Origin of the sequence: Paenibacillus sp. HJGM_3 (assembly GCF_045062745.1) — a bacterium.
Taxonomy (GTDB): domain Bacteria; phylum Bacillota; class Bacilli; order Paenibacillales; family NBRC-103111; genus Paenibacillus_AA.
Window position 1 is genome coordinate 83,747 of sequence record NZ_JBJGED010000012.1, and the last position, 23,098, is coordinate 106,844.

The 23,098-nt window shown below is 52.8% G+C and carries 21 protein-coding genes; 18 read left to right on the forward strand and 3 right to left on the reverse strand.

Annotated elements, in window-relative coordinates:
* Positions 1-17: 17 nt before the first annotated feature.
* The 11 genes from dgoD (at position 18) to ACI5FR_RS15180 (ending at position 14,520) form a co-directional block, all read left to right on the forward strand.
* Positions 18-1,136, forward strand: coding sequence for a galactonate dehydratase (gene dgoD, locus ACI5FR_RS15130; protein WP_405455597.1), 1,119 nt, complete (start codon positions 18-20; stop codon positions 1,134-1,136).
* A gap of 59 nt (positions 1,137-1,195) precedes the next feature.
* The gene (locus ACI5FR_RS15135) at positions 1,196-1,330 is read left to right on the forward strand and encodes a hypothetical protein (protein WP_405455600.1); all 135 of its coding nucleotides are present in this window, start codon (positions 1,196-1,198) and stop codon (positions 1,328-1,330) included.
* Between the two features lie 491 nt (positions 1,331-1,821).
* Positions 1,822-3,177 (forward strand): type 2 periplasmic-binding domain-containing protein, encoded by a 1,356-nt coding sequence (locus ACI5FR_RS15140; RefSeq protein WP_405455603.1) that lies wholly within the window; start codon positions 1,822-1,824, stop codon positions 3,175-3,177.
* Between the two features lie 107 nt (positions 3,178-3,284).
* Positions 3,285-4,232 (forward strand): ABC transporter permease, encoded by a 948-nt coding sequence (locus ACI5FR_RS15145; RefSeq protein WP_405455605.1) that lies wholly within the window; start codon positions 3,285-3,287, stop codon positions 4,230-4,232.
* A gap of 9 nt (positions 4,233-4,241) precedes the next feature.
* Positions 4,242-5,129 (forward strand): carbohydrate ABC transporter permease, encoded by an 888-nt coding sequence (locus ACI5FR_RS15150; RefSeq protein ID WP_405455608.1) that lies wholly within the window; start codon positions 4,242-4,244, stop codon positions 5,127-5,129.
* Between the two features lie 125 nt (positions 5,130-5,254).
* Positions 5,255-6,472 (forward strand): mandelate racemase/muconate lactonizing enzyme family protein, encoded by a 1,218-nt coding sequence (locus ACI5FR_RS15155; RefSeq protein WP_405455609.1) that lies wholly within the window; start codon positions 5,255-5,257, stop codon positions 6,470-6,472.
* A 7-nt stretch (positions 6,473-6,479) separates the two neighbouring features.
* Complete coding sequence (locus tag ACI5FR_RS15160) at positions 6,480-7,499, forward strand: D-2-hydroxyacid dehydrogenase (RefSeq protein ID WP_405455611.1); 1,020 nt, start codon at positions 6,480-6,482, stop codon at positions 7,497-7,499.
* Positions 7,500-7,534: 35 nt separating this feature from the next.
* Complete coding sequence (locus tag ACI5FR_RS15165; RefSeq protein ID WP_405455613.1) at positions 7,535-7,951, forward strand: Gfo/Idh/MocA family protein; 417 nt, start codon at positions 7,535-7,537, stop codon at positions 7,949-7,951.
* Positions 7,933-9,003: a sialidase family protein gene (locus tag ACI5FR_RS15170; protein WP_405455615.1), complete on the forward strand. Its 1,071-nt coding sequence runs from the start codon at positions 7,933-7,935 to the stop codon at positions 9,001-9,003. The genes ACI5FR_RS15165 and ACI5FR_RS15170 overlap by 19 nt, the downstream gene beginning before the upstream one ends.
* Before the next feature lie 471 nt (positions 9,004-9,474).
* Positions 9,475-11,625: a helix-turn-helix domain-containing protein gene (locus tag ACI5FR_RS15175; protein ID WP_405455617.1), complete on the forward strand. Its 2,151-nt coding sequence runs from the start codon at positions 9,475-9,477 to the stop codon at positions 11,623-11,625.
* A 147-nt stretch (positions 11,626-11,772) separates the two neighbouring features.
* The gene (locus ACI5FR_RS15180; protein WP_405455619.1) at positions 11,773-14,520 is read left to right on the forward strand and encodes an exo-alpha-sialidase; all 2,748 of its coding nucleotides are present in this window, start codon (positions 11,773-11,775) and stop codon (positions 14,518-14,520) included.
* Positions 14,521-14,595: 75 nt separating this feature from the next.
* On the opposite strand, the gene ACI5FR_RS15185 is transcribed toward ACI5FR_RS15180, so the two are convergent.
* Entirely contained in the window at positions 14,596-15,132 is a 537-nt protein-coding gene (locus ACI5FR_RS15185) for a phosphatidylglycerophosphatase A family protein (protein ID WP_405455621.1), read from the reverse strand.
* Between the two features lie 172 nt (positions 15,133-15,304).
* Here ACI5FR_RS15185 and ACI5FR_RS15190 point away from each other — a divergent pair, with 172 nt between their 5' ends.
* The 7 genes from ACI5FR_RS15190 (at position 15,305) to ACI5FR_RS15220 (ending at position 20,711) form a co-directional block, all read left to right on the forward strand.
* A complete protein-coding gene (locus ACI5FR_RS15190; protein ID WP_405455623.1) occupies positions 15,305-16,345 on the forward strand; it encodes a GerMN domain-containing protein in 1,041 nt (346 codons plus the stop codon).
* 193 nt (positions 16,346-16,538) lie between these two features.
* Positions 16,539-17,297: a ribonuclease PH gene (gene rph / locus ACI5FR_RS15195; RefSeq protein ID WP_405455803.1), complete on the forward strand. Its 759-nt coding sequence runs from the start codon at positions 16,539-16,541 to the stop codon at positions 17,295-17,297.
* Complete coding sequence (locus tag ACI5FR_RS15200) at positions 17,281-17,949, forward strand: non-canonical purine NTP pyrophosphatase (protein ID WP_405455625.1); 669 nt, start codon at positions 17,281-17,283, stop codon at positions 17,947-17,949. Before rph ends, ACI5FR_RS15200 begins: the two co-directional genes overlap by 17 nt.
* A 112-nt stretch (positions 17,950-18,061) precedes the next feature.
* Positions 18,062-18,493 (forward strand): GNAT family N-acetyltransferase, encoded by a 432-nt coding sequence (locus ACI5FR_RS15205; protein ID WP_405455626.1) that lies wholly within the window; start codon positions 18,062-18,064, stop codon positions 18,491-18,493.
* 140 nt (positions 18,494-18,633) lie between these two features.
* Entirely contained in the window at positions 18,634-18,918 is a 285-nt protein-coding gene (locus ACI5FR_RS15210) for a hypothetical protein (RefSeq protein WP_405455628.1), read from the forward strand.
* A gap of 171 nt (positions 18,919-19,089) precedes the next feature.
* On the forward strand, positions 19,090-19,656 hold the full coding sequence (locus tag ACI5FR_RS15215) for a phage tail protein (protein WP_405455629.1): 567 nt from the start codon (positions 19,090-19,092) through the stop codon (positions 19,654-19,656).
* Positions 19,653-20,711 carry a phage tail protein gene (locus ACI5FR_RS15220; RefSeq protein WP_405455631.1) on the forward strand — a complete coding sequence of 353 codons (1,059 nt, stop codon included), beginning with the start codon at positions 19,653-19,655 and terminating at the stop codon, positions 20,709-20,711. Before ACI5FR_RS15215 ends, ACI5FR_RS15220 begins: the two co-directional genes overlap by 4 nt.
* Here ACI5FR_RS15220 and ACI5FR_RS15225 read toward each other — a convergent pair.
* Both ACI5FR_RS15225 and ACI5FR_RS15230 read right to left on the reverse strand, forming a co-directional pair.
* Entirely contained in the window at positions 20,708-22,309 is a 1,602-nt protein-coding gene (locus tag ACI5FR_RS15225; protein ID WP_405455632.1) for a sensor histidine kinase, read from the reverse strand. The two genes, ACI5FR_RS15220 and ACI5FR_RS15225, sit on opposite strands and share 4 nt — an antisense overlap.
* Positions 22,310-22,311: 2 nt before the next feature.
* On the reverse strand, positions 22,312-23,004 hold the full coding sequence (locus tag ACI5FR_RS15230; RefSeq protein WP_405455634.1) for a response regulator transcription factor: 693 nt from the start codon (positions 23,002-23,004) through the stop codon (positions 22,312-22,314).
* Positions 23,005-23,098 lie beyond the last annotated feature (94 nt).

A 23,098-nucleotide genomic window follows, 5' to 3' on the forward strand; every position in this document is an offset into this window, starting at 1 on the left:
CGGAAAGGGCGATCACGTTGAGAATTAGTAAAATCGAGCTGTTTCATGTGCGGCCCCGATGGACTTTCTTGAAAATGTCGACGGATGAAGGGTTGGTCGGCTGGGGAGAAGCCGTATTGGAAGCCCGATCGCGATCGGTCGAAATGGCGGTTAAGGAGCTTGAGCCCCACTTGATCGGTCAAGATCCGCGGCGAATCGAGCATCTGTGGCAGGGGATGTACCGGGGCGGTTTTTACCGCGGAGGGCCCATTCTGCTTAGTGCTATTAGCGGACTTGAGCAGGCGATGTGGGACATCCTGGGAAAGTCTTTGGGAACCCCTGTATATCAGCTGCTCGGGGGTGCGGTGCGCAGCCGCATTCGCATGTACAAGGGCGTTGGAGGAATAGTCGCGGACGAGGCCTATACCATGTCCAAGAGACTGCGGGCGGAGGGCTTTACAATGGTGAAAACGGGACTTGAAGGGATGGCTCATCTTATCGAGTCGCCTTCCTGGATAGCCCGTCAGGTGGACCGGATCGAACGAATTCGCGAAGCCATCGGGCCCGATTGCGAGCTTGCCATCGATTTTCACGGCAAGGTGAGTCCTGCTTTGGCGATCCAGCTCATTAAGGCGTTGGAGCCTATACACCCGGCATTCATCGAGGAGCCGTGCTTGCCCGAAAATGTCGACGCCATGGTAACGATTGCCCGATCGACAACCGTTCCGATCGCAACGGGAGAGAGGCTGTTCACGAAGTGGGCGTTCCGGGAAGTGCTGGAGAAGCAGGCGGCAGTTATTGTGCAGCCGGATTTGGCTCATTGCGGTGGAATCATGGAAGGCAAGAAAATTGCGGCGATGGCGGAAACGTATTATGCCGGCTTTGCGTCGCACAATCCTCTAGGCCCTATTAATTTGGCTGCGAGCCTTCAACTCGCGGCTAATGTGCCGAACTTTGTGTGCCAAGAATATGCCTCTGAAGGCGAAGGCTATTTGAAGCAGCCTTTTGTGGTCAAAGACGGATACATCGAGCTGCCGACCGGACCCGGATTAGGGATTGAAGTGGACGAGGAGGCGTTACAAGACAAGCTTTATAGCGGGGACTGGGATATTCCTCGATGGTTTCATGCCGATGACGGCTCGGTTGCCGATTTTTAACCGAACGATAACGGCGTGGCGGTGTTCCGTTATCCGAACGGTCCGCTGGCCGAGGTCAATTGTTCTTTTGCGTGCCATGCAGCGGAGAGCACGACGAGTCCCGAGTGTGGGAGCTGTTCGTCGGCAACGTGGAGCGTTGGCGTGCCGGCGTGCCGCAGCTGAACGAAAAAGCCGCGTCCGAGCTGGGCAGCTAAAGGGCAGAGCCCGAGGAAATTGCTCAATATCCGTCACATATCATTATTTTTACTTTGTCATCATTTTCTTATCGATATCACAACTCTGATGTATCCCCATTCTTTTTTCTAAGCTATGGTAAACACAAGCCGTCATGACTTGGCTATGAAAGCGCTTTTATAATCGGTGGTTACACGGATGCACACAATCCTGTAATAAATTATCCAAACTTGGGGGGAAGATTCGAATGGAGGAGAAGAGCATAAGATCGAGGTTAAACAGAAAGGTCACTGTCACAGCCGTCACAGCCGCTATTTTGGCTGCAAGCGTCATTCTTCCCGCGTGCTCGAAAAACGAGAGCACCAGTCCGAGTCCGTCGGCGACTCCATCAGGGTCAAGCGCCAGCCCATACGCGAAGCCGCTTGAAATTACATGGATCGGCCACGGCGCTTTCGGGAAGACGTACTCAGATTCTAATCCCGCGCAGAAACTGATAGAGGAAAAATTTAATGTGAAGATCAAGATCGTCAACATGGATTTGAGCAATGCAGAGCAGATCAGGCTGTACTTCGCGGATGGCAAAACGGCCGACCATATCCGGATGAACACAGCGGCGGACGCACAACTGCTGATGGATCAGGGCTTGCTGAAGGAAATTTCGGAGGAAAAGCTGCGAAAGTTTATGCCGACGTGGATGAAAAGCCTTGAAAGCATGGTCGATCCGAAAATCGTAAAAAGTTCGATGTACTACAAAGGCAAAATATACGGCGTCCCGTTCTTCAACTTTGCCGGCATTCAACCGAATCTCATGGGGATCCGCAAGGACTGGCTCGATAATGTCGGGATCACAAAGTACCCGGAAACGATAGAAGAATACCACGAAGTGCTCAAACGCTTCACCTTCAACGATCCGGATAAAAACGGCAAAAACGACACTTATGGCGGACACGGTGTTCAATTGTATTTGAAAGGCGCATTCGGACTCGGTGCCCCTGAGATCAATTACTATGTGGACAAAGCGGGCAAAATTTATTCCACGGCGACGTCTGACAACTACAAGCAGTATTTAAAGGTTCTGCAAAGCTGGTATAAAGAAGGGCTGATCGACCCCGAATCGATTACGGATCAGCGGCCGCAGCAGCGGGCGAAATGGAGCAGCGGCAAATTCGGCGTACTGGCCGACCATCCTTGGTGGTTCGCAGGTTCGACGCCGGACAATTTGACGAAAATTTTGCTGGACAAAAATCCGAACGCAAAATTGGACTTTTTCAAACCGTTTGCCGGGCCTGACGGGCAGAAGGGTGCCACAACGGGTCTTAACTACCCCGCGATGAACTTCGGCTTTGGCTTCGGTAAAGACACTAGCGACGAGAAAATCGAACGCATCATGGCGATCAAGGAATATATCGCGGCTAACGACGACTTCTGGACTCGGTTGTATTACGGGGAAGAAGGCAAGGGCTACACAAAAAATAAGGATGGCATCATTCAAGTAACACCGGAGTATTTGAACAACGATAAGCTTGTTGCGGAAGGCTTGAACAACTTCTATGCACTCCGTCCGGAAACGTGGGAGTTTAAGAAAAAGACCGGCGTGTTCAAAGACGAATTGCCGGCCTACGAAATTGCGATGAACAGCCCGGTCGTGTATAACACGGTCAACTTCACCTATTCCGGAAAAAATGAAGCGCAGTCGAAATACGGCACGGCGTTAAACACCATCGTCACTGAATTCATGACCAACGCCATTACTGGCAAGCTGGATATCGACAAGGAATGGGAGGCGTTCAAGAAGAGATATCTCGACGCCGGCGGTACAGCGACGATCAACGAATGGCAGAAGCTGTACGACGAATCGAACAAATAACGGATCCCTAGAAAGATAGAACGGGGCTGTCTCAAAAGCGCACTTGGGAATCACTCAGTCCCAAAAAACTTTAGGGGAGCCCCATCTCTTTACAAGGAGGAGAGCGTGTGAATAGCGGCCCTGTCGTCAGTCCCCAGATTGCATCCCGAAAAAGAACTGGCACTACAAGATGGAAAAAGTATGGGTTCTATTACCTCATGGCGGCGCCGGCTCTCATCGGTTTTTTTATTTTCGATTATCTTCCGATGTACGGCATTATTTTGGCATTCAAAGACTATCGGTTCGTCGATGGCATTATCGGCAGTCCCTGGGTAGGACTGCAGCATTTCGAACAGTTTTTTTCCGATATTTTCTTTTGGCGCATCCTCAAAAACACGCTGATCATAAGCAGCCTGCATATCGTGTTCGGCTTTCCCGCACCGATCATTTTGGCGCTGCTGTTCAACGAACTCGCTAATAAACGATTCAAGATGGCCGTCCAAACGATTTCCTATTTGCCGCATTTCATGTCGTGGGTTATTTTGGCAGGCATTATGGTTGAGGTGCTTTCGCCTTCCCGAGGAGCGCTCAATTATTTGATTACCCTGTTCGGAGGCAAACCGATCTACTTCCTGGCAGATACCGATTACTTTGTAGGCGTTCTGGTCGCCAGCCATGTGTGGCAATCGATCGGATGGGGCAGCGTCGTTTATTTGGCAGGCATCGCCGGCATCAACCAGGATCAGTTCGAATCGGCCAAAATCGACGGGGCGACACGCTTGCAACAAATGAGGTATATCACCATTCCGTCGCTTGTGCCGATCATGACGATCCTGTTCATCTTGAGTATCGGCGGGATCATGAACGCCGGGTTTAATCAAATCTTCAATCTGTACAGCCCGGCCGTTTACAGTGTGGCCGATGTCATCGACACGTACGTCTACCGGGTAGGGCTGATCGAAACAAAGTACGGCTTTTCCACTGCAGTCGGCCTGTTCAAGAACGTGATCGGGCTGATTCTCGTATTGGGAACCAACTACATCGTTAAACGATTCAACGAATATGGCATTTGGTGAGGTGCTTGAATGAATGCGCTGAGTAGGAAAAGCATGCCGGACTTCGTGTTCAATGTCTGCAATTATACGCTGATGATTGTGCTGTCGTTTTTGTTCCTTTATCCGTTCTGGGATTTGCTGATGCTGTCATTTACGGGGCCGGCTCACGTCAACGAGCTCGGATTCCGATTTTGGGCGAAAGACTTTAATCTTCACTCCTACAAACAAGTATTTTTGAATGATCTTGTCCTTAACGCATATGGAAATACGATCTTCCGTACAGTGGTTGGCGCCGGTCTGACCGTACTCGTTACGTTTGGGGCGGCGTATGCGCTTGCTCAGCGAACGCTGCCATACCGCAATGCAATCACGATTTTCATCCTGGTGACGATTTTTTTTAACGGCGGCTTGATACCGACTTTTCTGAATATCAGAATGCTCGGGTTGATCGGGTCGTTATGGGCACTTATTCTTCCTACGTTGTGGAATGCATGGTATATCATTCTGGCGCGCAACTTCCTGATGACGTTTCCGAAGGAGCTGGAAGAGTCTGCGCTGATCGACGGTGCAAACCCGGTGCAGGTGGCGTTTCGCATCATATTCCCTCTTTCGATGCCGATTATTGCAGTCATCGCCTTGTGGTCGGCGGTCGGGCATTGGAATTCATGGTTCGATGCGATGATTTACTTGCGGGAGAAGAACGATTATGTCCTGCAGCTGCTCGTGCAAAAAATATTCCAGCAGGAACGGATGGACCATTCCGCCACAGGCATCCTGATTCCCATCACGTCGGAGGTGACCAACCAGACGGTCAAGGCCGCCACAATTGTGGCCTCCATATTGCCGATCATACTCGTCTATCCCTTCCTGCAGAAATACTTCGTCAAAGGGGTTATGGTTGGTTCGCTTAAAGGTTAAAAGCTCTATCGTGAAAAAAAGTCGGGTACATTCCGTTTTAGCCCCATATGCGGACAGGTCCGAGATCACGATGTAGTTTTTGGGTAACAGGGTCACTTCATTATAGGAACAAGGAGCTAAAGCTCATGAAAATTACCGATGTGCGCACCGTGCTGCTGACGGGGCCTTGCACGAACGATCCGTTTATGTCCGAAGCCCGCAAAAGGAGGGGCGCCGCATTTATCGAGGTGACTACAGACGAGGGACTAACTGGTGTCGGAGAGACGTATATCGGGTACTTTCTCCCGGAAAGCGTTCCGACGATCGTCGAGTTTTTCAAACCGATTTTAATCGGACAGACGGTAGACGATATCCAAGTTCTGTGGGATCGCATGTACCATTGCGGCAACTTCTGGTGCCGCGTGGGGCTCGGTTTGTCGGTGCTGAACGGCATCGAGGCCGCGCTGTGGGATTTGAAGGGCAAGCTGCTCGATCTGCCCGTCCATAAGCTGCTTGGCGGTTCCAAGCATGATAAGCTGCCCTGCTACGCGACAGGCGGCCCCTCCAACTATCCGAAGGAAAAACTGGCCCGTAAGCTCGAATATTATGCTTCCCTCGGCTTCAAGGGGATGAAATTCGGCGCCGCCTGCTTTTGGGAGGAGAAGGGCGGCTGGGTGGCGCCGGACTCGCCGGAGGGGATCGCCGAATTCGAAGCCGACAAGATGCGTTTTGTGCGATCCGTCGTATCGAAGGATACGCGAATCATGATGGATGGCCATATGGGGAACAGCTTCGTAGGGACATGGGATGTGAATACGGCCAAGATGGTTATGAAAGCGCTGGAGCCGTACGACTTATTTTTCTTCGAGGAGCCGCTGCATTACACCGACCCATGGGGCTACCAAGAGCTCTGCCAAAGCACATCGATTTCGATCGCGGGCGGCGAATGTTTAACCGGCACGGCCGAATGGAAAGGGTTTATCGAGCGGGATGCGTTCGATATCGGACAGCCGGATGCAGCCTTTACCGGAGGCATCGGGACGTTCATGGAGGTTGCAGCCATGATGGAGGCGAGAGGACGCGGTATCGCCACACACGCGTGGGGAGCGGCCGGGTGTCTCATGCAGAATGTACACTGCGCCTTCGCTTGTGCGAATACGAAGATTTTGGAAATCCCTCCGGCATACGGGGGATTGCACATCGATCTGCTGGGGGAATCGTTCGTCATGAAGGACGGCTACGTGCTGCCGCCGGAAACGCCGGGCTTCGGCATTACCTTGACGGAAGAGATCAAAAACAAATATCCGTTCATACCAGGGTGCGGGGAATTTAACAGCGTGCCCGGCAAAATATTTAAGGAATAGGTCCCCAATGAAAAATATACTGATCGATGTAGCGGTGGAGCCGGCGTTCTTGAATAGGCTGGAGGGCGTCGCGGGCATTTCGCTCGAGGTCATACCTGAGAATACGGCTCCGCATGAGGAACCGAAGGAGCTGCTTAGCGGCAAACAAGTCTTATTTTGCCATCTTCCCCCCCGCAACATAGACGATATGCGCGAGCTCGAATGGATTCAGCTTGCTTCCTCCGGCTATACGCAGGCGATCGGTCTGGGGCTGGCTGCGCGAGGCGTACGCGTCTGCAACGCCAGCGGCGTGTTCGATACGGCGATCGCGGAATGGAATGTGGCCATGATGATCAATCTTCTGCGCGATATGCGAACCATGATCCGCCATCAGGAAGCGGGCGTTTGGGATCGGTCGGCCCGGTTCCAAAAGGAGCTTCGAGGCTCGGTGGCAGGCATCTGGGGCTATGGCGGTATAGGTCGAGAGACCGCACGCCTGCTGAAGGCGCATGGGGTGAAGGTGCATGTCATGACCCGCGGGGGAGTCCGGCCAAGAAACCGGCAATTCGTGCTGCCGAACGTCGGAGATCCGGAGGGGATATTGCCGGATCGGGTGTTCGTCAAGGGGCAGGAAGCGGAGTTTCTGGAAGGCCTCGACTTTCTCATTCTGTCGATGCCGCTCTCGGACCATACGCGAGGCATCATTGGCGAGCGGGAGCTTCGGTTGCTGCCGTCCCATGCTTACCTGCTAAACCCTGCGCGCGGACCGCTGGTCCAAGAAGCCGCATTGCTGCACGCTTTACGCGAAGGCTGGATAGCCGGTGCCGCACTAGATACCCATTATGTTTATCCGATGCCGGCGGATCATCCGCTTTGGTCGTTTCCGAACGTCATTATGACCCCGCATATTTCCGGTTCCGTAGGCAATCCGTATTTTCTGTCAAGAGTGTGGGAGCTGTTCGTCGGCAACGTGGAGCGTTGGCGGGCCGGTATGCCGCTGCTGAATGAAATAGCCGCCGCCGAACTCGATAACCCCGCTCGGAACTAATCCTCCATGTCGCTGGAGAGGAAGGGCACGAGAACATGACGATCAAGGTAGGAATCGCGGGCGCGAGGGGGCTCAGTTCGCTTCAGGGGTTTAAAAACATCCTGGATACGGAGGTGGTTGCGCTGTGCGATTTGGACGGGGAGTATGTCCAAGCCGCGGCAGACAAACATGGAATCCCGCGTACATATCGCATTTTCGAAGACATGCTGGAGTCGGATATTGATGCGGCCGTTATTTCGACGCCGATGCAGTTGCACGTGCCGCAAGCCATTCAGGCGATGCATGCCGGCAAGCATGTCATGAGCGAAGTGACGGCGGCCGTCACAATGGACGAGTTGTGGTGGCTGAAGGAAATGCGGGCTGATTCCGAATGGGTCGGTTCCCCTGACAAGAAGAAGGCTTTATGCAGATCCATTCGAAAGGAGTGCTTTAGATGGGTTTACGAAAAATAAACGATACGGTCATTTATCAAGACGAAAATTACAATTCATTTCCGAACGCCGTTGTTTTGCCGGACGGAACGTTGATCGTCGGATTTCGGCAAGCTCGCGATCTGCAGCGTCTGTACGGAAAAGTAACGCATGTTGATCCTGCTTCCAAAGCGGTGTATGTTACCTCCTCTGACGGTGGCAGGACGTGGGATTCAAATGCTTCGCTTCTGCATGACGATTATTTACGCGGGATTCAGGATCCTTGCTTGAATGTGCTTAAAGACGGTTCGATATTTTGTACGTTCTTTTGTTGGAAAGCGTTTGCTTCTGAAGATGTGGAAAATCGACTTCCGACCGACCACCATATTTATGACCGGTGGATAGGAAGACTGGAGGGACTTTATTCCATTCGGTCAAATAACGGTGGGGAGCAATGGGACGATCCGATTCGGATCTTGGGCGGTGCCGGGGCGGTTCGGGGCAATGCCGCTGAATTCCCGGACGGTTCGCTTGTGCTGGCCACATACGGAGGGAATGAGCACAAGGAACGGGTTGTGGTGATGAAGACATCCGACAAAGGAATGAGCTGGTCGAGTCTTGCGGTGCTGGAGCATCCCGATTATATTCTGGGCGAACCGAATCTGTATTTAACCCCGTCCGGGAAGCTCGTCGCCTTTATTCGTACAGCCCCAAAAGCGGCAGGGAAATCCGGGCCTGGAACCCATCCGCTCATCACCGCAGAATCACAGGACGGGGGTTTGACATGGAGCGAGTTGGCAGAACGGCCGTTTTTTTCGCCTAGTCCGTTCCATGCTCTGCGGTTAAGGAGCGGCAATGTGCTCGTAACGTATGGCTACCGGTACGCTCCTTATGGAGTCCGCGCCTTTCTGCTGGATGCCGAATGCAACTTCGAACACGCAGAGGAAACCGTTCTTCGGAATGATGGGCTGGGCTATGATATTGGGTATACCAGCGCTGTGCAACTTCCCGACGATAGGATAATAGTTACCTATTATTACTATGACGACAGCGGACGGAGAGTAATAGCGGGTACGGTTTGTATGGAGGAATAGGAACATCGGCTTTCGTAATTTCTGGAAGCCTCTGCAAATAGATCAGGGAGTATTCCCTGGTCTATTTTCTATTTTATTTGCGCCGGCAGAGGGGCTTAATCATTAGAAACAAATTGATTTACAATACGACGAGCATAAATTAAGATTAATGTATCATATAAAGTCACAATGTCACATATAATGTGACGCAATGATTTTGAGTAGAAGACATAGCGTACCATCCTTGCCGCCGTAAGTATTAGCGAATCAGTTGAATCTGGGGGCTGATCTATGTTGAACAAGTTACGGACTTACCTTCGGCACAAACACTTTTATATGAAATTAGTGGCGTTTTTTTTGATCCTGTACTTGATCCCCATACTAGTGTGGAGTGTGTTTTTTTACAACAATGTCCTGAATTCGATTCGCAAAGAGGTGGAATCGGCGAATGACCGTTATTTGAGTCAGATCGTCAATACTTTGGAGTTGATTGTGAATCAAATCAATAACGGGTATAGACAGGCGATCTCGAATCGCATTTTCGTGGATTTTGAGTTGTATTCATTGGGGAATTATTACAATGAGTTGGATGACAAGTACAAATCGGACGACATGCCTTCCCTTATGGATTATATTCTTAGTAAAGCAAGGCTCCTGAATAACCTTGACGCCTTGCAGAAATCGAGCGAATATATACATTCCGTCTACTATATTAATTACGAGAAACAAATCGTATTTACATCCGGATATATGCAATATCCTCTCACTGGTTTCTACGATTCCGAATCTCATACAGGGATAGCCAAACTTAATACCGGCTATCCGATCATTATGGATACTCGGGACTCCAAACAGAGCGACGGAACAACCTTAAGAGTGTTGCCGGTCGTTTTTCAACCCATCGCTAGCAATTACAGTGTGATTATCAACTTGGATGTGAAAGCGCTTGAGAAAAATCTAATCAGCAAGCTCAGCGAAGGAGAGACGAAACTAGCCGTTTTTTCCCGCAATGGAAGTCTTCTATTTTATGACAGCGATCCGGATAGCATTGCGCTAATGGAAACGGTCAGATACGCTCTTGCCACAACCGCGGTCGATAATCAAAACCATTCCGAAGTCGATTCGGTCAATCATAATAAACTGCTGATCGCTTGGAAGACTTCCTCCGTGTTTGGCTGGAAAGTCGCGAGTGTCACCGAATTGAATAAATTGTATCAAAGCGCAACGAATTTGCAGCTGATTTTCTGGGTTATATTGATTGCGCTCATTTTGGTTATCGGAGCTTTGATGCCTATAACGAGTCGAAACATGTATAAGCCTATATTTCGGCTGCTTCACTATATCAAAAGCGATGAACCTCATATGCAGCATCGTTCCACAGGAGAATTTCAATTAATACGCGAAAGCTTAACCGATGCCTATGAAGCGCGGAAAAACTTGCAGCTGCGGCTGAAAGAAAGCTTTCCGGCTTACCAGGAGAAGTTTGTCCGTTCACTCTTGAGGATTAAATCGCTTGATTTATCGAAGGTACGTGAAAGGCTTACTTTCTTTGGCCTCGATCTAAAGCCTGAGGGTATTGCTCTGCTTCTCGTATCCATAGAAAATAACGACAAATGGAAATCATCGGACATCGAAAGCTCGGAATTAAAACATTTGCTCATTCGTGATGCTATCTCCGACTCGATCGATCCACCGTTTAAGCGACTGGTAATGGAGTTGTCGGAGGGCTGCTTTATTGTTTTGATGAATTGCGGCGATATGTCGGAAACTTTTACCGCTGCCTATCAGATCAAACATAAGTTGTTTGAACGGCATGGATTCGAATGTACACTTGGAATCGGCGGATACTGCGACACCATGGGCGACATTCCCCGATCCTATAAGGAAGCTGAAGAAGCTTTAAGCTATCGCAATATGGCGGGCGGCAGCGAGGTCATCTATATCGAGGATATCCGTCTGGAATCCAAGCCCTCTCTAACGTATCCAAAAGAAAAGGAAGCTTCTTTGATCGTTTATATAAAGAATGGGGATGGAGGCCAGGCTCTTCGTATATTCGACGACATGGTGGAGGACTTCAGCGACTTTTCCATTAAGGTTCCGTTCTCGGAAGTCCAGCAGGTTTTCCTTATTTTACTTGTTCGTCTAATGGAAACCGCTCGAGAGCTGCAGATCGACATCAAAGAGCTTGAACTTGAGCGTACACCTCTGATAACTACTTTTCTCGAGAAAAATGATTGGAACGAAATAGTGAAATTGTTCAAGTACATCATCCTTACGATGGCCTTGCAAATAGGAGACGCTTTTCACAGAAAAAATAATAAACATGTGGAGCAGGCGCTCGAAATAATCGAGTCCTCCCATTATGAAGAAGTCTCGTTAACATCGGTCGCGGAACGACTGAAGCTCAATCCTGCCTATTTGAGCCGCATATTTAAAGAGCATACAGGATCTACGTTCACGGATTACATAACGCTTGAGCGGATCCGAATGAGCAAGGGACTCCTACTGCGAACCGAGCTGCAGGTTCAGGAAATAAGCAAGCAGCTTGGTTATATGCAGGTGAGCTACTTTATCAAACTATTCAAAACCGTAACGGGTGTTACGCCAAACGAATACAGAAAGAACTACAAGCAGTTCGAGTAGCATTATTTTTACATGTCATCAAATTGAGTATCTTTGTCATGATCCAATCATTACTTTTACCGAGTGTTTAACCTATGATAGGCTCACAGACTGGCTCCAACCGCATTCATGAAGCCAATAAATGACCTGGATTAGGAGGAAAGAATGATGGTGAGCTTCAACAAGTTAGTAAAATTGCGGGCAGGCCTCTCTTGGATGATACTGGTTTCGCTCGTGGTCATGGCATGGCTGCAGCCGACCGCCGTTCATGCGGCTAACACAGAATTTCAAAAACTGGATGTCCGAGTCGGCGAGGAGTTCATAGTGGAGAGCACGGAAGTGAAAGAACCCCGCTCCTTCCCGTTCGCGTCATCCGTCAAGTCGGCCGTTTATGGACAGCTGGTCACGAAGGTGTTCGTCGGTTTCCAACGGAATGTGGACAGTTCAGCGGTTCCGTCCCTATATGCGCACAGGCTTTCGATGGACGGAGGAAAGACGTTCAACAGGTATGTTCCGGATATTCCCATGACCAACGTCGTTCAATTGAAGGACGGCACATTGCTTAGCGTTCGCTACGATACGAAGATCATCCCCGGAACGAATAATCTGAAAGAAGAGGTTTATTATTATACATCAAACGACGATGGGGAGACATGGTTGTCACATGTCGGGACACTGACTTCCGAATGGGCAATAGGCCACCGTATCTTGTTCCATCGCGGATTGATGGAGATGGAAGACGGCTCCATTCTGGCGCCCGTCTACGGAGGGGCGTCAACGGATACGAAGACGAGAGCAATGATCGCCAAATCGACGGACCGTGGGGCATCGTGGACTATTCTTAGCACAATTGGAAACGATCCGGCCTTATCATCCGATACGGATTATACCGGGTTTAGCGAACCGGTGATAGTCCGCAGCTCCGATGGAACGTTACTGGCCGTCATGCGGGTCGGCAACTGGATGCCGATGTATCAAAGCCGCTCGACGGATAACGGGTTGACATGGAGCACGCCGGAGACGCTGCCCGGTCAGCCTTCGATCAATGCACAAAGCGTTGACCCGGATTTATTGCTGCTTGAGAATGGCGTACTGGTGCTCAGCTATGGCCGACCTAACAGCAATCTTCTGTTTTCCACGGACGGTACCGGACAATTTTGGACGCAAATGACCAACACGTATGCGGGGATAACAAGCGGATACACCGGCATGACGGCTGTAGGTCCTAATAGGTTCCTGCTTGTGGGGGACAAAGGAGCAAGTTGGAGTTATAATTTGAACCCGTTTCCGGTCCCCAACCCTTTCAAGATATGGGGAAAGTTCGTCGAAGTGGATCCGACCGGTAAAAGCGCCCAACTCTCCGTGAATAAGCTTGACCTGCAGACAAAGTACGGGATGGAAAAGATTTCTGTGTTGACCAACATGAACGCCGTACCAAAGGGATTCCCGAAAGCCGGTGTCGCGGCCGCCTTTGACGGCAGCACCGACTATAAAGACAGCGCATTCAAGAACGGCGCCCCCGGAGACGGAGTCTATACACTGGAGCTGGACAAAGCGTATCCCATTACCGGATTTGGCGTCAGTCTGCATCCCGGAGTTCCGCAATCGACCGATATTTACGTCTCCCTGGACGGGGTGCGATGGAACGACCCGGTTAAATCGTATAATAAAAAGAATACGGAAACAACGGATTACACATATTTCTCGGAACCGATGATGGCCAAGTACGTCAAGCTGGTCAGCAAATTTCCGGAAGCCCGCAGCGCCCTAAACGAAATCGAATTGTTTGTTGCCCAAGATACGTATGAATCTGAAAAAACGGGGCAAGCGCCGGCCGGATATGAGATCATCGGTGGGAACGCGGAAATTTCGGAGAAACAGGCTTATGAAAGCACGCGTTCTCTTAGATTGTTTGATGTTACAGTGACCGGCTCTACCTATATCGGCAAGTTTGCCCAGCCGTCAAGCAGTAAAACATTGGAGTTCATGTTGTACCCTAAAACGATGTCCGTTTCTTTTCATGTCGAATTGCTTGCGGGCCCGCAGGAGCAGCTGGTTACCAATTACCAAATAGCGGTGCAACCGGACGGAAGCATTCGTTCCGATAACGGATTAGGGTGGAAGGAGATTGCGGGTAAACAAACCATCCAGGCAAACGAGTGGAGTCGTTTTCGAATGGTTGCGGACGAAAAAGCGTTTAAATTGTTTGTCAATCAACGATTAATCGGCGTAATCGATAAGATGCCGGATGAAAAGCCCCCTCTATTAAGCGCGTTCAGGATGGTAAGCGGAGATCCTGACGGTAAAGGCGACGATTATTACGTGGACGATGTGGCGTTTACCACAGATCCGGTCTATGCGGATACGTTCGAAAACGACGCTTCAGGAGCTCTTCCGCAAGGTTACGGAGAAGTAACGCTCACTGGTTCGGTATCGGCAACTAGAGGCTTTGAGAGCTCCAAATCGCTACGGGTTTATGATAACTCCGCATCGGGTATAGCATCAATTAGCAAAGAAACCGATCCTTCGTCCAATAAGAGCCTTGACTTCCGCATCTATCCGGAAGCGATTGGAGCCGCCAATATATTCGGCATTACAGGACAAATGATAAACGGCAAGCAAACGGCTTATCATTTGGCCGTATTTCCCGATGCAAGTCTCCGTTTTTACAATTCCAAGGCATGGGTGGTCATAGCGCCCGCGGGAAGCGTTCCTATTAAAACTTGGAGTCGTATTCGTTTGGAAGCGAGCTTGACTTCCGCAAATATATATGTGAACGGGAAAAAAGTAGGAACCGTCGGAACATCCTATCCGCTTCTGTTCGATGCATTGGATGGGATTAAATTCGCAAGCGGAGGTACCGCCCCGGTCGGGGACGATTTCTATATAGACAATGTCATGTTCGGGGAATTTTAAACGCACCAGACCGATTAACTCAATCACAAAGAACCTGACCTGTGAAACTATAGGTCAGGTTTTTTCATAAATTACCTACGGCAAGGGAGCTCCCTTGGCCTCATGCTCCGCTTCCTTCTCCGCCTGCTTGCGGTGCGCGATCCGGCTGCTCGCCGCCGCCGCGATCGCACCGACGATATCGTCGAGGAACGTATGCGTCTCGCCTGTCGACTTGTCGTTCAGCCGCTTCAGGATGCCCGGCTTCACCTTGTCGATGTAGCCGAAGTTCGTGAAGCCGATGCTGCCGTATACGTTCACGATCGACAAGGCCAACACCTCATCGCAGCCGTACAAGCCTTCGTCGTTCTCGATCATCTCCTGCAGCGGGGGGAGCAGCTTGCCTTCCGCGGCCAGCATATCCAGCTGGATGCCGGTCAGAATCGCATTTTGCACCTCGCGCTTGGACAGCACCCGTTCGACCGTCTCTAGGCATTCTGCCATCGTCAAGTTAGGGAAGTAAGGCTGTTGGAGGAACATGACCAGCTCGGCGATCTCTTCCTTCGTCACTCCGCGATCTTTCAGCCAGGCAAGTGTGGCGGCTTCAACTTTTTGACTATTCAGGCTGTAGGCCATGGGGCATTCCTCCATTGTGCGTATTCTTCTCAGCATACCATATGCTGGATCATTCCCAAAATCAACGGGGACTTTCACTTTCCGAAGCTTAGGACAAAATGTAGGTATATAACTTGTCAAGGCTCGTATACATAGTAACACCTAGTCCCAAGAAACCATGAGGAGGATTCCAATGAAGCCGAGCTATTGGATGAAGTGGGGAGCCATCGCAGGGGTTACGATTCTGCTGACTTCCGGGTGTTCCCTGATGAAATCGGGCGAGATCGATCCCCCGCCTGCCGATGTCGCCGTGAATGACGGTCAAGGAGGCGCTGTCCCTGTCTCTGCCGGGGTGCAAGGACAGACCCAGCCCACAACCCTGTATCTGAAAGACCGTAACGGCCTAATCGCGCCCGTGACGATGAATTTGCCCAAAGTGGAAGGCGTCGCCCGCAAAGCATTGGAGTTCATGGTGGAGGACGGTGCCTCGAAGGGTCAGCTCCCCAAAGATTTCATGGCGGTGCTGCCGAAGGGCACGCAGATCAAGGGGCTCGATATCAACCAGGAGAAAAAGCTCGCGACGGTCGATTTTTCCAAGGAGTTCAAGAATTACGCCGTTCAAGACGAGCGCAGGCTGATGGAGGCGATCACGTGGACGCTGACCGGGTTCTCCGGCATCGACAACGTACAGATCTGGCTGGACGGCAAAGCGCTCACGGAAATGCCGGTAGGCGGCACGCCGATTGACGGAGCGCTCACCCGGGCGATTGGGATCAATCTCGAGCGAGCCGAGGGTGCGGAGTTCGGCCAAACGACGCCGGTCACCTTGTACTTCCAAGGCGAGACGAGCGATAAAACGAAATATTACGTGCCGGTCACCCGCATGGTGAAGCGAACGGACGACAAAGCGAAGGCCGTCATGGAGCAGCTGATTCTGGGACCAACCGTCAAGTCCAAGCTGCAGTCAGTGCTCGCCCCGACGCTCGAAATACCTAAGCTCGAATTGGGCGCAGACGGCGTCATGAACGTCAACTTCACCGGCAAGCTGCTGGGAACGGATAAGAAAGCGCCTAGCGCGGCGATTCAATCGGTCATTCTCTCCCTGACGGAAAATGCCGGCGTCTCCAAGGTACAGATCAAGGTGGACGGCAACACGACGGTAACTTCAACCGACAACCAAAACCTGAGCAAGCCCGTAACGCGCCCGACAGGGCTCAACCCAATCAAGATGTAAGTGCTGCATCAAGCCAATCAGCCGAAGCCGATCCCTCTGCGGATCGGCTTTTCCTATGCGCTTGTAGTACGGACTTTGGCAGCTGCAGCAGGGGGTTAATGCTTTTCCGGTCGGACTTTGGTAAAATGAGGGGGTTAAGCGCACAATAGGGAAGTTGGAACGGAAAAGAGATGGAGGCTGTGAACGTATGGGTTTGAGAGCTGACGGAAGAGATTATGCGGAGCCGCGGTCAATCGCGATTACCCCCCATTATATCAAGCATGCGGAAGGCTCGGTGCTGATCGAGGTCGGCGATACGAAGGTGATTTGCACCGCCACGATCGAGGATCGGGTGCCTCCTTTTATGAAAGGCCAAGGGAAGGGCTGGGTGACGGCTGAATATTCGATGCTGCCCCGCGCCACGCAAGTGCGGAACCAGCGGGAAGCTGCGAAGGGCAAGCTCGGCGGACGCACGATGGAGATCCAGCGTCTGATCGGCCGCGCGCTGCGTTCGGTGATCGAGTTGGAAGCGCTCGGCGAGCGTACGATTACGATTGATTGCGACGTCATCCAGGCCGACGGCGGGACGCGGACGACTTCGATTACGGGAGCGTTCGTGGCGCTGTGCTTTGCCATTCAGAAGCTGCTGGAGACTCAAAAGCTGAAGAGCTCCCCGATCACGGACTTCCTGGCTTCGATCAGCGTCGGCGTCATTGACGAGCAGCCGTGCCTGGACTTGAACTATGTGGAGGATTCGCAGGCCAAGGTGGACATGAACGTCGTGATGACGGGGCAAGGGAAATTCGTCGAGGTGCAGGGCACCGGCGAGGAAGCGCCCTTCTCTCGCGAAGAGCTGAATGAGCTGCTGGCGCTCGCCGAGCTCGGTATCGAGCTCATGATCGAGAAGCAGAAGGAAGTGCTCGGGCCGCTCGTCTCGGTCGTAGGCGGAGGGAAATATGCGGGGGGCGCTTAACGGAAACGTACTGGTCATCGCGACCCGAAACCAAGGCAAGGTGAGAGAGTTTGCTCACCGATTCGGCAAGCTCGGGCTCACCGTGAAGAGCCTCGCAGATTATGAGGCGCTGCCCGACATCGTTGAGGACCGGGACACGTTCGCCGGCAATGCCGAGAAGAAGGCCGTCGTCATCGCGCAGGCACTCGGCTTGCCTGTGCTGGCCGACGACTCCGGCTTGTGCGTCGATGCGCTCGACGGAGCGCCGGGCGTCTACTCGGCGCGCTACGCCGGCGAGCCGTCGGACGACGCGGCGAACAACCGCAAGCTGCTGCGGGAGCTGCAGCAGCTCAGGCCCACGCCGGCTGCGGCCTTGGAGCCGCCGGCCCCCGAGCCGGCGCCGGATGGTGCGCGCGCGCTGAGCACGGCGCGATTCGTCTGCGCGCTGGCCGTCCACGATCCGGAGACGGGCGCCACGCTCCACGCGGAGGGGGCGTGCGAGGGCTGGATTCTCGACCGCGCGCTCGGCGACAACGGCTTCGGGTACGATCCATTGTTCCTCGTACCTGCTTATGGGCGGACAATGGCTCAGCTGTCGATAGAGGAGAAAAATGCGATCAGCCATAGGGCCGTTGCGATCGATCGCCTGTTGGAGCTATGGCGGGATCAATAAGTGGAGTGAGGCCGGTGCGTCTGTTGATGCATCGGCTTTTTTTCTTATGGGTACTATCCCATTCGCTCAGGAAGGTGGTATGATAACCTTTAAAAACCTGGGAGGGGTAGGGATGGACTATACGATCAGCACGGATAAATCGCGGTTGGATGTGGGAGTCATCAAAGGTTTTTTGGAGAGAAGCTATTGGGGGAAGCATCGGGCGGAAGAGACGATCATCCGTACCTCCATCGACAACTCTTTATGCTACGGGGTGTACGACGGCGGCAGGCAGATCGGTTTTGCCCGCGTCATTACGGACTTCGCGACCAGCTACTATTTGTGCGACGTGTATATCGACGAGGACTACCGGGGCAAGGGCGTGGGGAAGTCGCTTATTGAGGCGATCACAACTTCGGACGAATTGAAGAATGTTCAAGGAATCCTTGGGACGAAGGATGCGCACGGCTTGTACGAGCAATATGGATTCGCCCGGGACGCGGAACGGTTTATGCGCAGAGTGCCGGATTATTTGCGCGAGCGGATTGCTAATGGGCAGGGGTGAGGCGTTGATTTTCTCGAAAAAATATTGACGATAGTGCAATCTTTGATTGATATCGGAACGAATGTTCGATTGATTAGCACGATACCACATATCAGTCTCCCGTGATAAACTAAGATTAGTTTAGGGAAGGTGTGAACAGAATGGAAGCTCTGATTCAGGAAATTCTCGTTAGGTTGGAGCGCATGGAGTCCGGGATGAATGAGAAACTTGCTGTGTTGCGTCAAGAAATGAACGATCGTTTTGACCACCTTTATCGGAAATTGGACGAGTACCAAGCCGAGAATATCGCTGCGGACGAGAAGCTGCTCACGTTGATCGGCGTCACGAACGACCGCCTGGATTACCAGCTCAGCAGGGTGGTCAAATCAGAAGAAGAGATTTTCCTGCTCAAGCGTGCAGGCAAGCTTAGGTTTGATCCAACCTGATAAGAAATTTCCTTTACGATATTCGATGCAATCCGCTATATGGCGGATTTTTTTTGTTGTATCAGCAGGCCATTGGTCCTGCTTTGTCAGTTCCTTGTCAGTTTTGCTTTCTATAATGAGAGAAAGGAGGGTTAGCTCCGATATGAACTTCACGAAAGGAGCAGGAACCGCATGAAGCTGGGAACCGACATGCAGGCCGATCCGTACGTCGGCGAGATTCGGTTGTTTGGCGGACTGTACGCGCCTGTGGGATGGGCATTTTGCCACGGACAACTTCTCCCCATTGCCGAGTACAAAGCTCTATTCTCCGTCCTCGGCAGCCTGTACGGCGGGGACGGCCAAACTACATTCGCCCTGCCCGATCTGCGAGGCCGAATCCCGGTTGGCGCCGGGCCAAGCCGGAGCGGCAGCGTGTACCCGATCGGCGGCACCGGAGGCGCGGAGACCGTAGCGCTCCTGCCCGAACATCTCCCGGCACACACGCATGCGGTTGCCGCAGATGCCGGTCCCGCTAATCAGACCGATCCGACGCTCCAAGTATGGGGGAGAGGGACGGAATCCAAATACACCGCGCTGCCTCCCGATGCGACAATGAACCCGAAGGCCATTGCATCCACAGGCGGCGGGGGCGTACACGGCAATATGATGCCGTTCCAGGTCGTCTCGTTCATCATCGCCTTGACCGGGGCCTACCCTGGGAATGATTCCAGAGACGGGCGACAGGAGGGGCGAGAATGACAAAACCTTTCTATGGCGAAATCAGGGCCTTTCCCTATGGGCACGTACCTCCCGGATGGGCGCAATGCGACGGCCGTGTGCTCCCGATCCGACAAAGCTTGGAGACGGAAGCGCTGTTCCGCGTCATCGGCAATTTGTACGGAGGAGACGGGGAGACCACATTCGCTTACCCGAATCTGCAAGGGAGGACGCCGATTCACTTCTCGTCCAAGATCCGATTGGGAACTACGGGCGGCGAAGAGACGCATACCCTTACGATCGACGAGCTTCCCTCCCACACGCACTTGGCCGTCTGCGGAGGTACTGCGACCAGTCATGAGGCAGCCGGGAATTACTGGGCATCCGGAGAAGCGAGCGAATACTCCGATGAGTGGACGACCACGATGGGCTCATCCTTGCTTGGGAGCGTCGGCCGCAATGAACCGCACCCGAACATGCAGCCGTATTTCTCCGTGCAATATTGCATTGCGACGAGCGGCATTTATCCCATGCGGGTTTCCGAGGCCATGCAGAGCCGATCGCTCGATGACTTCGATATGGATCCTTATTACGGGGAGATCCGGCTTTTCGCCGGGGGGTACGCACCCCCAAATTGGGCGTTCTGCGAAGGTCAATATTTGCCTGTAAACGATAATGAAATTTTGTACTCGGTCATCGGCGATACGTTCGGCGGGAATCGCTCGAGATACTTCCGCTTGCCGGATCTTCGGGGAGCCGCACCCATGCACTTCGGGAACGGATCCGGGCTGACCCCGCGCACAGTCGGGCAATCGGGCGGCTCTTCCAGCTACAACCTCAGCATCGCGGAGCTGCCGAATCATACGCATACGGCGGAGTGCGGCGTGGAAGGCACGACAAGCTCCCCCTCGCAGTCCTATTGGGCCGGGACCGGCGATTCCGGGAGCCCCGTGTTCTCGGAGAGCCCGGCGGCTCTGATGAATCCGAACGCGATCAGGGTGACGGGGGCGAACGCGCCGCATAACAATATGCAGCCCTACTTGGCCATGAGTTACATGATTTGCGTGGATTACGGCTTATACCCCTCGCGCAGCTAAGCGGCGCCAGTCTGCAATGTAAAATAAAACGTTACGCCGTCTGCGGTGTTGTATACGCCGTACCGGCTCCCGTGCAAAGCCAAAATGTTGCGTACAATCGCGAGTCCAAGCCCGGAACCGGCGGCATGCTCGCGATTGTGCGATTTCTCTACCGTATAGAACGTCTCCCACAACCGGGGCAGCTCCTCGTCCGGAATCGGCGCTCCGTCATTGTGGACCCGTATCTGCACCCCGTCCTTATCATCTTCCGTCTGGATGCGAATCGTTCCCCCGTCCGGTGTATGCTTGCTCGCATTGGACAGCAAGTTCGCCAGCACTTGGCCGATCCGGGACACGTCCCCATACGCTTCGGCCGACCCTCGCAAATCCATACGACATTGAATCCCTCTGCGGCGGAAGTCCATCTCCATCTTGTCCGACATGGAGCGGATCAAGTCGTGCAGCGGGAACTTCGCCTCGTTCAGCTTGAACTTCCCCGATTCGAGCTGCGCCAAATCTAGCATATCTTGAACGAGCCCCGCCATCCGGCTGCTCTCATCGAGAATCACTTCGATATACTCCTCCCTGCGCGTGCCTGTTACGATCCCATCCTTGATTCCCTCGGCGTAGCCGCTGATCAGACTGATCGGCGTCTTCAGCTCATGCGACACGCTAGCGACGAACTCCCGCCGCTGTTTCTCCAACTGTTTCTCCTTCTCTATGTCGGCCTTCAACTGCTCATTCGCCGAGTGGAGCTGCCGCAGTGTCGCATCCAGATTGCCCGACAGGAAATTGAGCGTATGCCCGAGACTGCCGAGCTCATCCTGAGAACGTACGTCGCACCGGACGGTAAAATCGAGCATCGCCATCTGGGATGCGGCGTTATTCAGCTTTTTTAGCGGCCGCGTAATCATGCGGGAGTACAAGTAAGTCAGGAGCAGGATCGCCGCTACCGCCAGCAGGAGGAAGTAGACGTAAAAATCTTTGAGGATCCCGGCTGCCTCACCGACCGGCTGCAGGGAGACGGCGGCGATAAGTGCATATTCCGCGGCTCCGTTGCCGCTTGCGAGCGGAAAGACTCCGGCTACCGAGGCGCCTTCGGGTCCCAGCGCCGGAGGTAGGAACGACACGGTGTGTCCCAGATCGGCCACTTGTCGGGTCAAGCCGATATCGTTTCGAAACCTCTTCAGCGCATTCATTAGGGGCATCAACGTTTGCGGCTCGAAGGCCGGGGACTGATTGGACATGCTGATCACGTTGCCGTTTTTATCCATTTGCACAATCGCTTTAGTTCTTGCCTGAGGCCCCAGCGTGAGCGTTCCGTCGCGAAGCTGCATAATGCCTGCTGTGGCGGACAAGCGCTCCTCCAGCTCGGGGATGAATTTGGGAAGCGCGTTCAGATCGGCGGGGGACTGATAGTGTTGGGCCGCGAAGGCTGCCAGTTCCGCCTCAAGCTGGTTCATTTTCTTATGTCGGTAATACGATTCGAAAAAGTTGGATTGGATGACGAGGAGCAGTGTCAGGAAAGCGATCAGCAAAAGCGAAGTGATCGCGAACAGCTTCGTAGAGATGCTTCGCGGCCGTAAGTAACGCGGCGTCCATTTTTTCCAAATGTCCACTCTCATCGTTTCACCTGGAACTTATAGCCGAAGCCCTTTACGGTCGCGACATAGTCGGCACGCTGCGCCAGCTTGTACCGCAGGCGGCGAACGTGCGTGTCCACCGTTCGGGCATCCCCCTCGTAATCGTATCCCCACACATGATCGAGAATCTGCTCCCGGGAGAGGGTGATGTTCTTATTCTGCACGAAGTATAGGAGCAGGTCGAATTCTTTGCGCGTGAGCGAAACGGGCTCGTCATCCAGCCATAATTCGTTCGAGTGCGGGCTGAACTTCAGGCCCTCCAGCTTGATGATTTCGGCCGCAGCCGCACCCGGCTGAGCGTGATCCGCATTGATCCGCTTGAATAACGCTTTGATCTTCGCCATCAGCACCTTCGGGCTGAATGGTTTGGTCACATAATCGTCGGCTCCCAGGTCATAGCCCGTCAGCTTGTCATATTCCTCAGACTTGGCCGTCAGGACAATGATGGGGATGCCCGAGCGGGCGCGAACCGTCCGGCATACTTCGAAACCGTCCATATACGGCATCATGACGTCCACGATGAGCATGTCCACCTCTTGTGCGTCCAACAGCCGCATGGCTTCCAAGCCGTTCGCCGCTTCCCTCACCGCATACCCCTCATGCCGGATATAATCGGCCAGCAGCTGGCGCATCTTCCCTTCGTCTTCCGCTATGAGAATCGTTTTGCCCATCGTTCGTTTCCTCCCCACACTCGCTTCCGGCACCATTGTAGCACCTTGTCACACCGTTGTCACATTGACGCCCTATGATACGGTTAGCCCATCC

Excerpts from the sequence above, each read along its gene's own strand:
- ACI5FR_RS15150 (WP_405455608.1), top strand. The coding sequence starts at position 4,242 with ATGAATGCGCTGAGTAGGAAAAGCATGCCGGACTTCGTGTTCAATGTC.
- ACI5FR_RS15155 (WP_405455609.1), top strand. The coding sequence starts at position 5,255 with ATGAAAATTACCGATGTGCGCACCGTGCTGCTGACGGGGCCTTGCACG.
- ACI5FR_RS15160 (WP_405455611.1), top strand. The coding sequence starts at position 6,480 with ATGAAAAATATACTGATCGATGTAGCGGTGGAGCCGGCGTTCTTGAAT.
- ACI5FR_RS15165 (WP_405455613.1), top strand. The coding sequence starts at position 7,535 with ATGACGATCAAGGTAGGAATCGCGGGCGCGAGGGGGCTCAGTTCGCTT.
- ACI5FR_RS15170 (WP_405455615.1), top strand. The coding sequence starts at position 7,933 with ATGGGTTTACGAAAAATAAACGATACGGTCATTTATCAAGACGAAAAT.
- ACI5FR_RS15180 (WP_405455619.1), top strand. The coding sequence starts at position 11,773 with ATGGTGAGCTTCAACAAGTTAGTAAAATTGCGGGCAGGCCTCTCTTGG.
- ACI5FR_RS15185 (WP_405455621.1), bottom strand. The coding sequence starts at position 15,132 with ATGGCCTACAGCCTGAATAGTCAAAAAGTTGAAGCCGCCACACTTGCC.
- ACI5FR_RS15190 (WP_405455623.1), top strand. The coding sequence starts at position 15,305 with ATGAAGCCGAGCTATTGGATGAAGTGGGGAGCCATCGCAGGGGTTACG.
- ACI5FR_RS15200 (WP_405455625.1), top strand. The coding sequence starts at position 17,281 with ATGCGGGGGGCGCTTAACGGAAACGTACTGGTCATCGCGACCCGAAAC.
- ACI5FR_RS15205 (WP_405455626.1), top strand. The coding sequence starts at position 18,062 with ATGGACTATACGATCAGCACGGATAAATCGCGGTTGGATGTGGGAGTC.
- ACI5FR_RS15210 (WP_405455628.1), top strand. The coding sequence starts at position 18,634 with ATGGAAGCTCTGATTCAGGAAATTCTCGTTAGGTTGGAGCGCATGGAG.
- ACI5FR_RS15215 (WP_405455629.1), top strand. The coding sequence starts at position 19,090 with ATGAAGCTGGGAACCGACATGCAGGCCGATCCGTACGTCGGCGAGATT.
- ACI5FR_RS15220 (WP_405455631.1), top strand. The coding sequence starts at position 19,653 with ATGACAAAACCTTTCTATGGCGAAATCAGGGCCTTTCCCTATGGGCAC.
- ACI5FR_RS15230 (WP_405455634.1), bottom strand. The coding sequence starts at position 23,004 with ATGGGCAAAACGATTCTCATAGCGGAAGACGAAGGGAAGATGCGCCAG.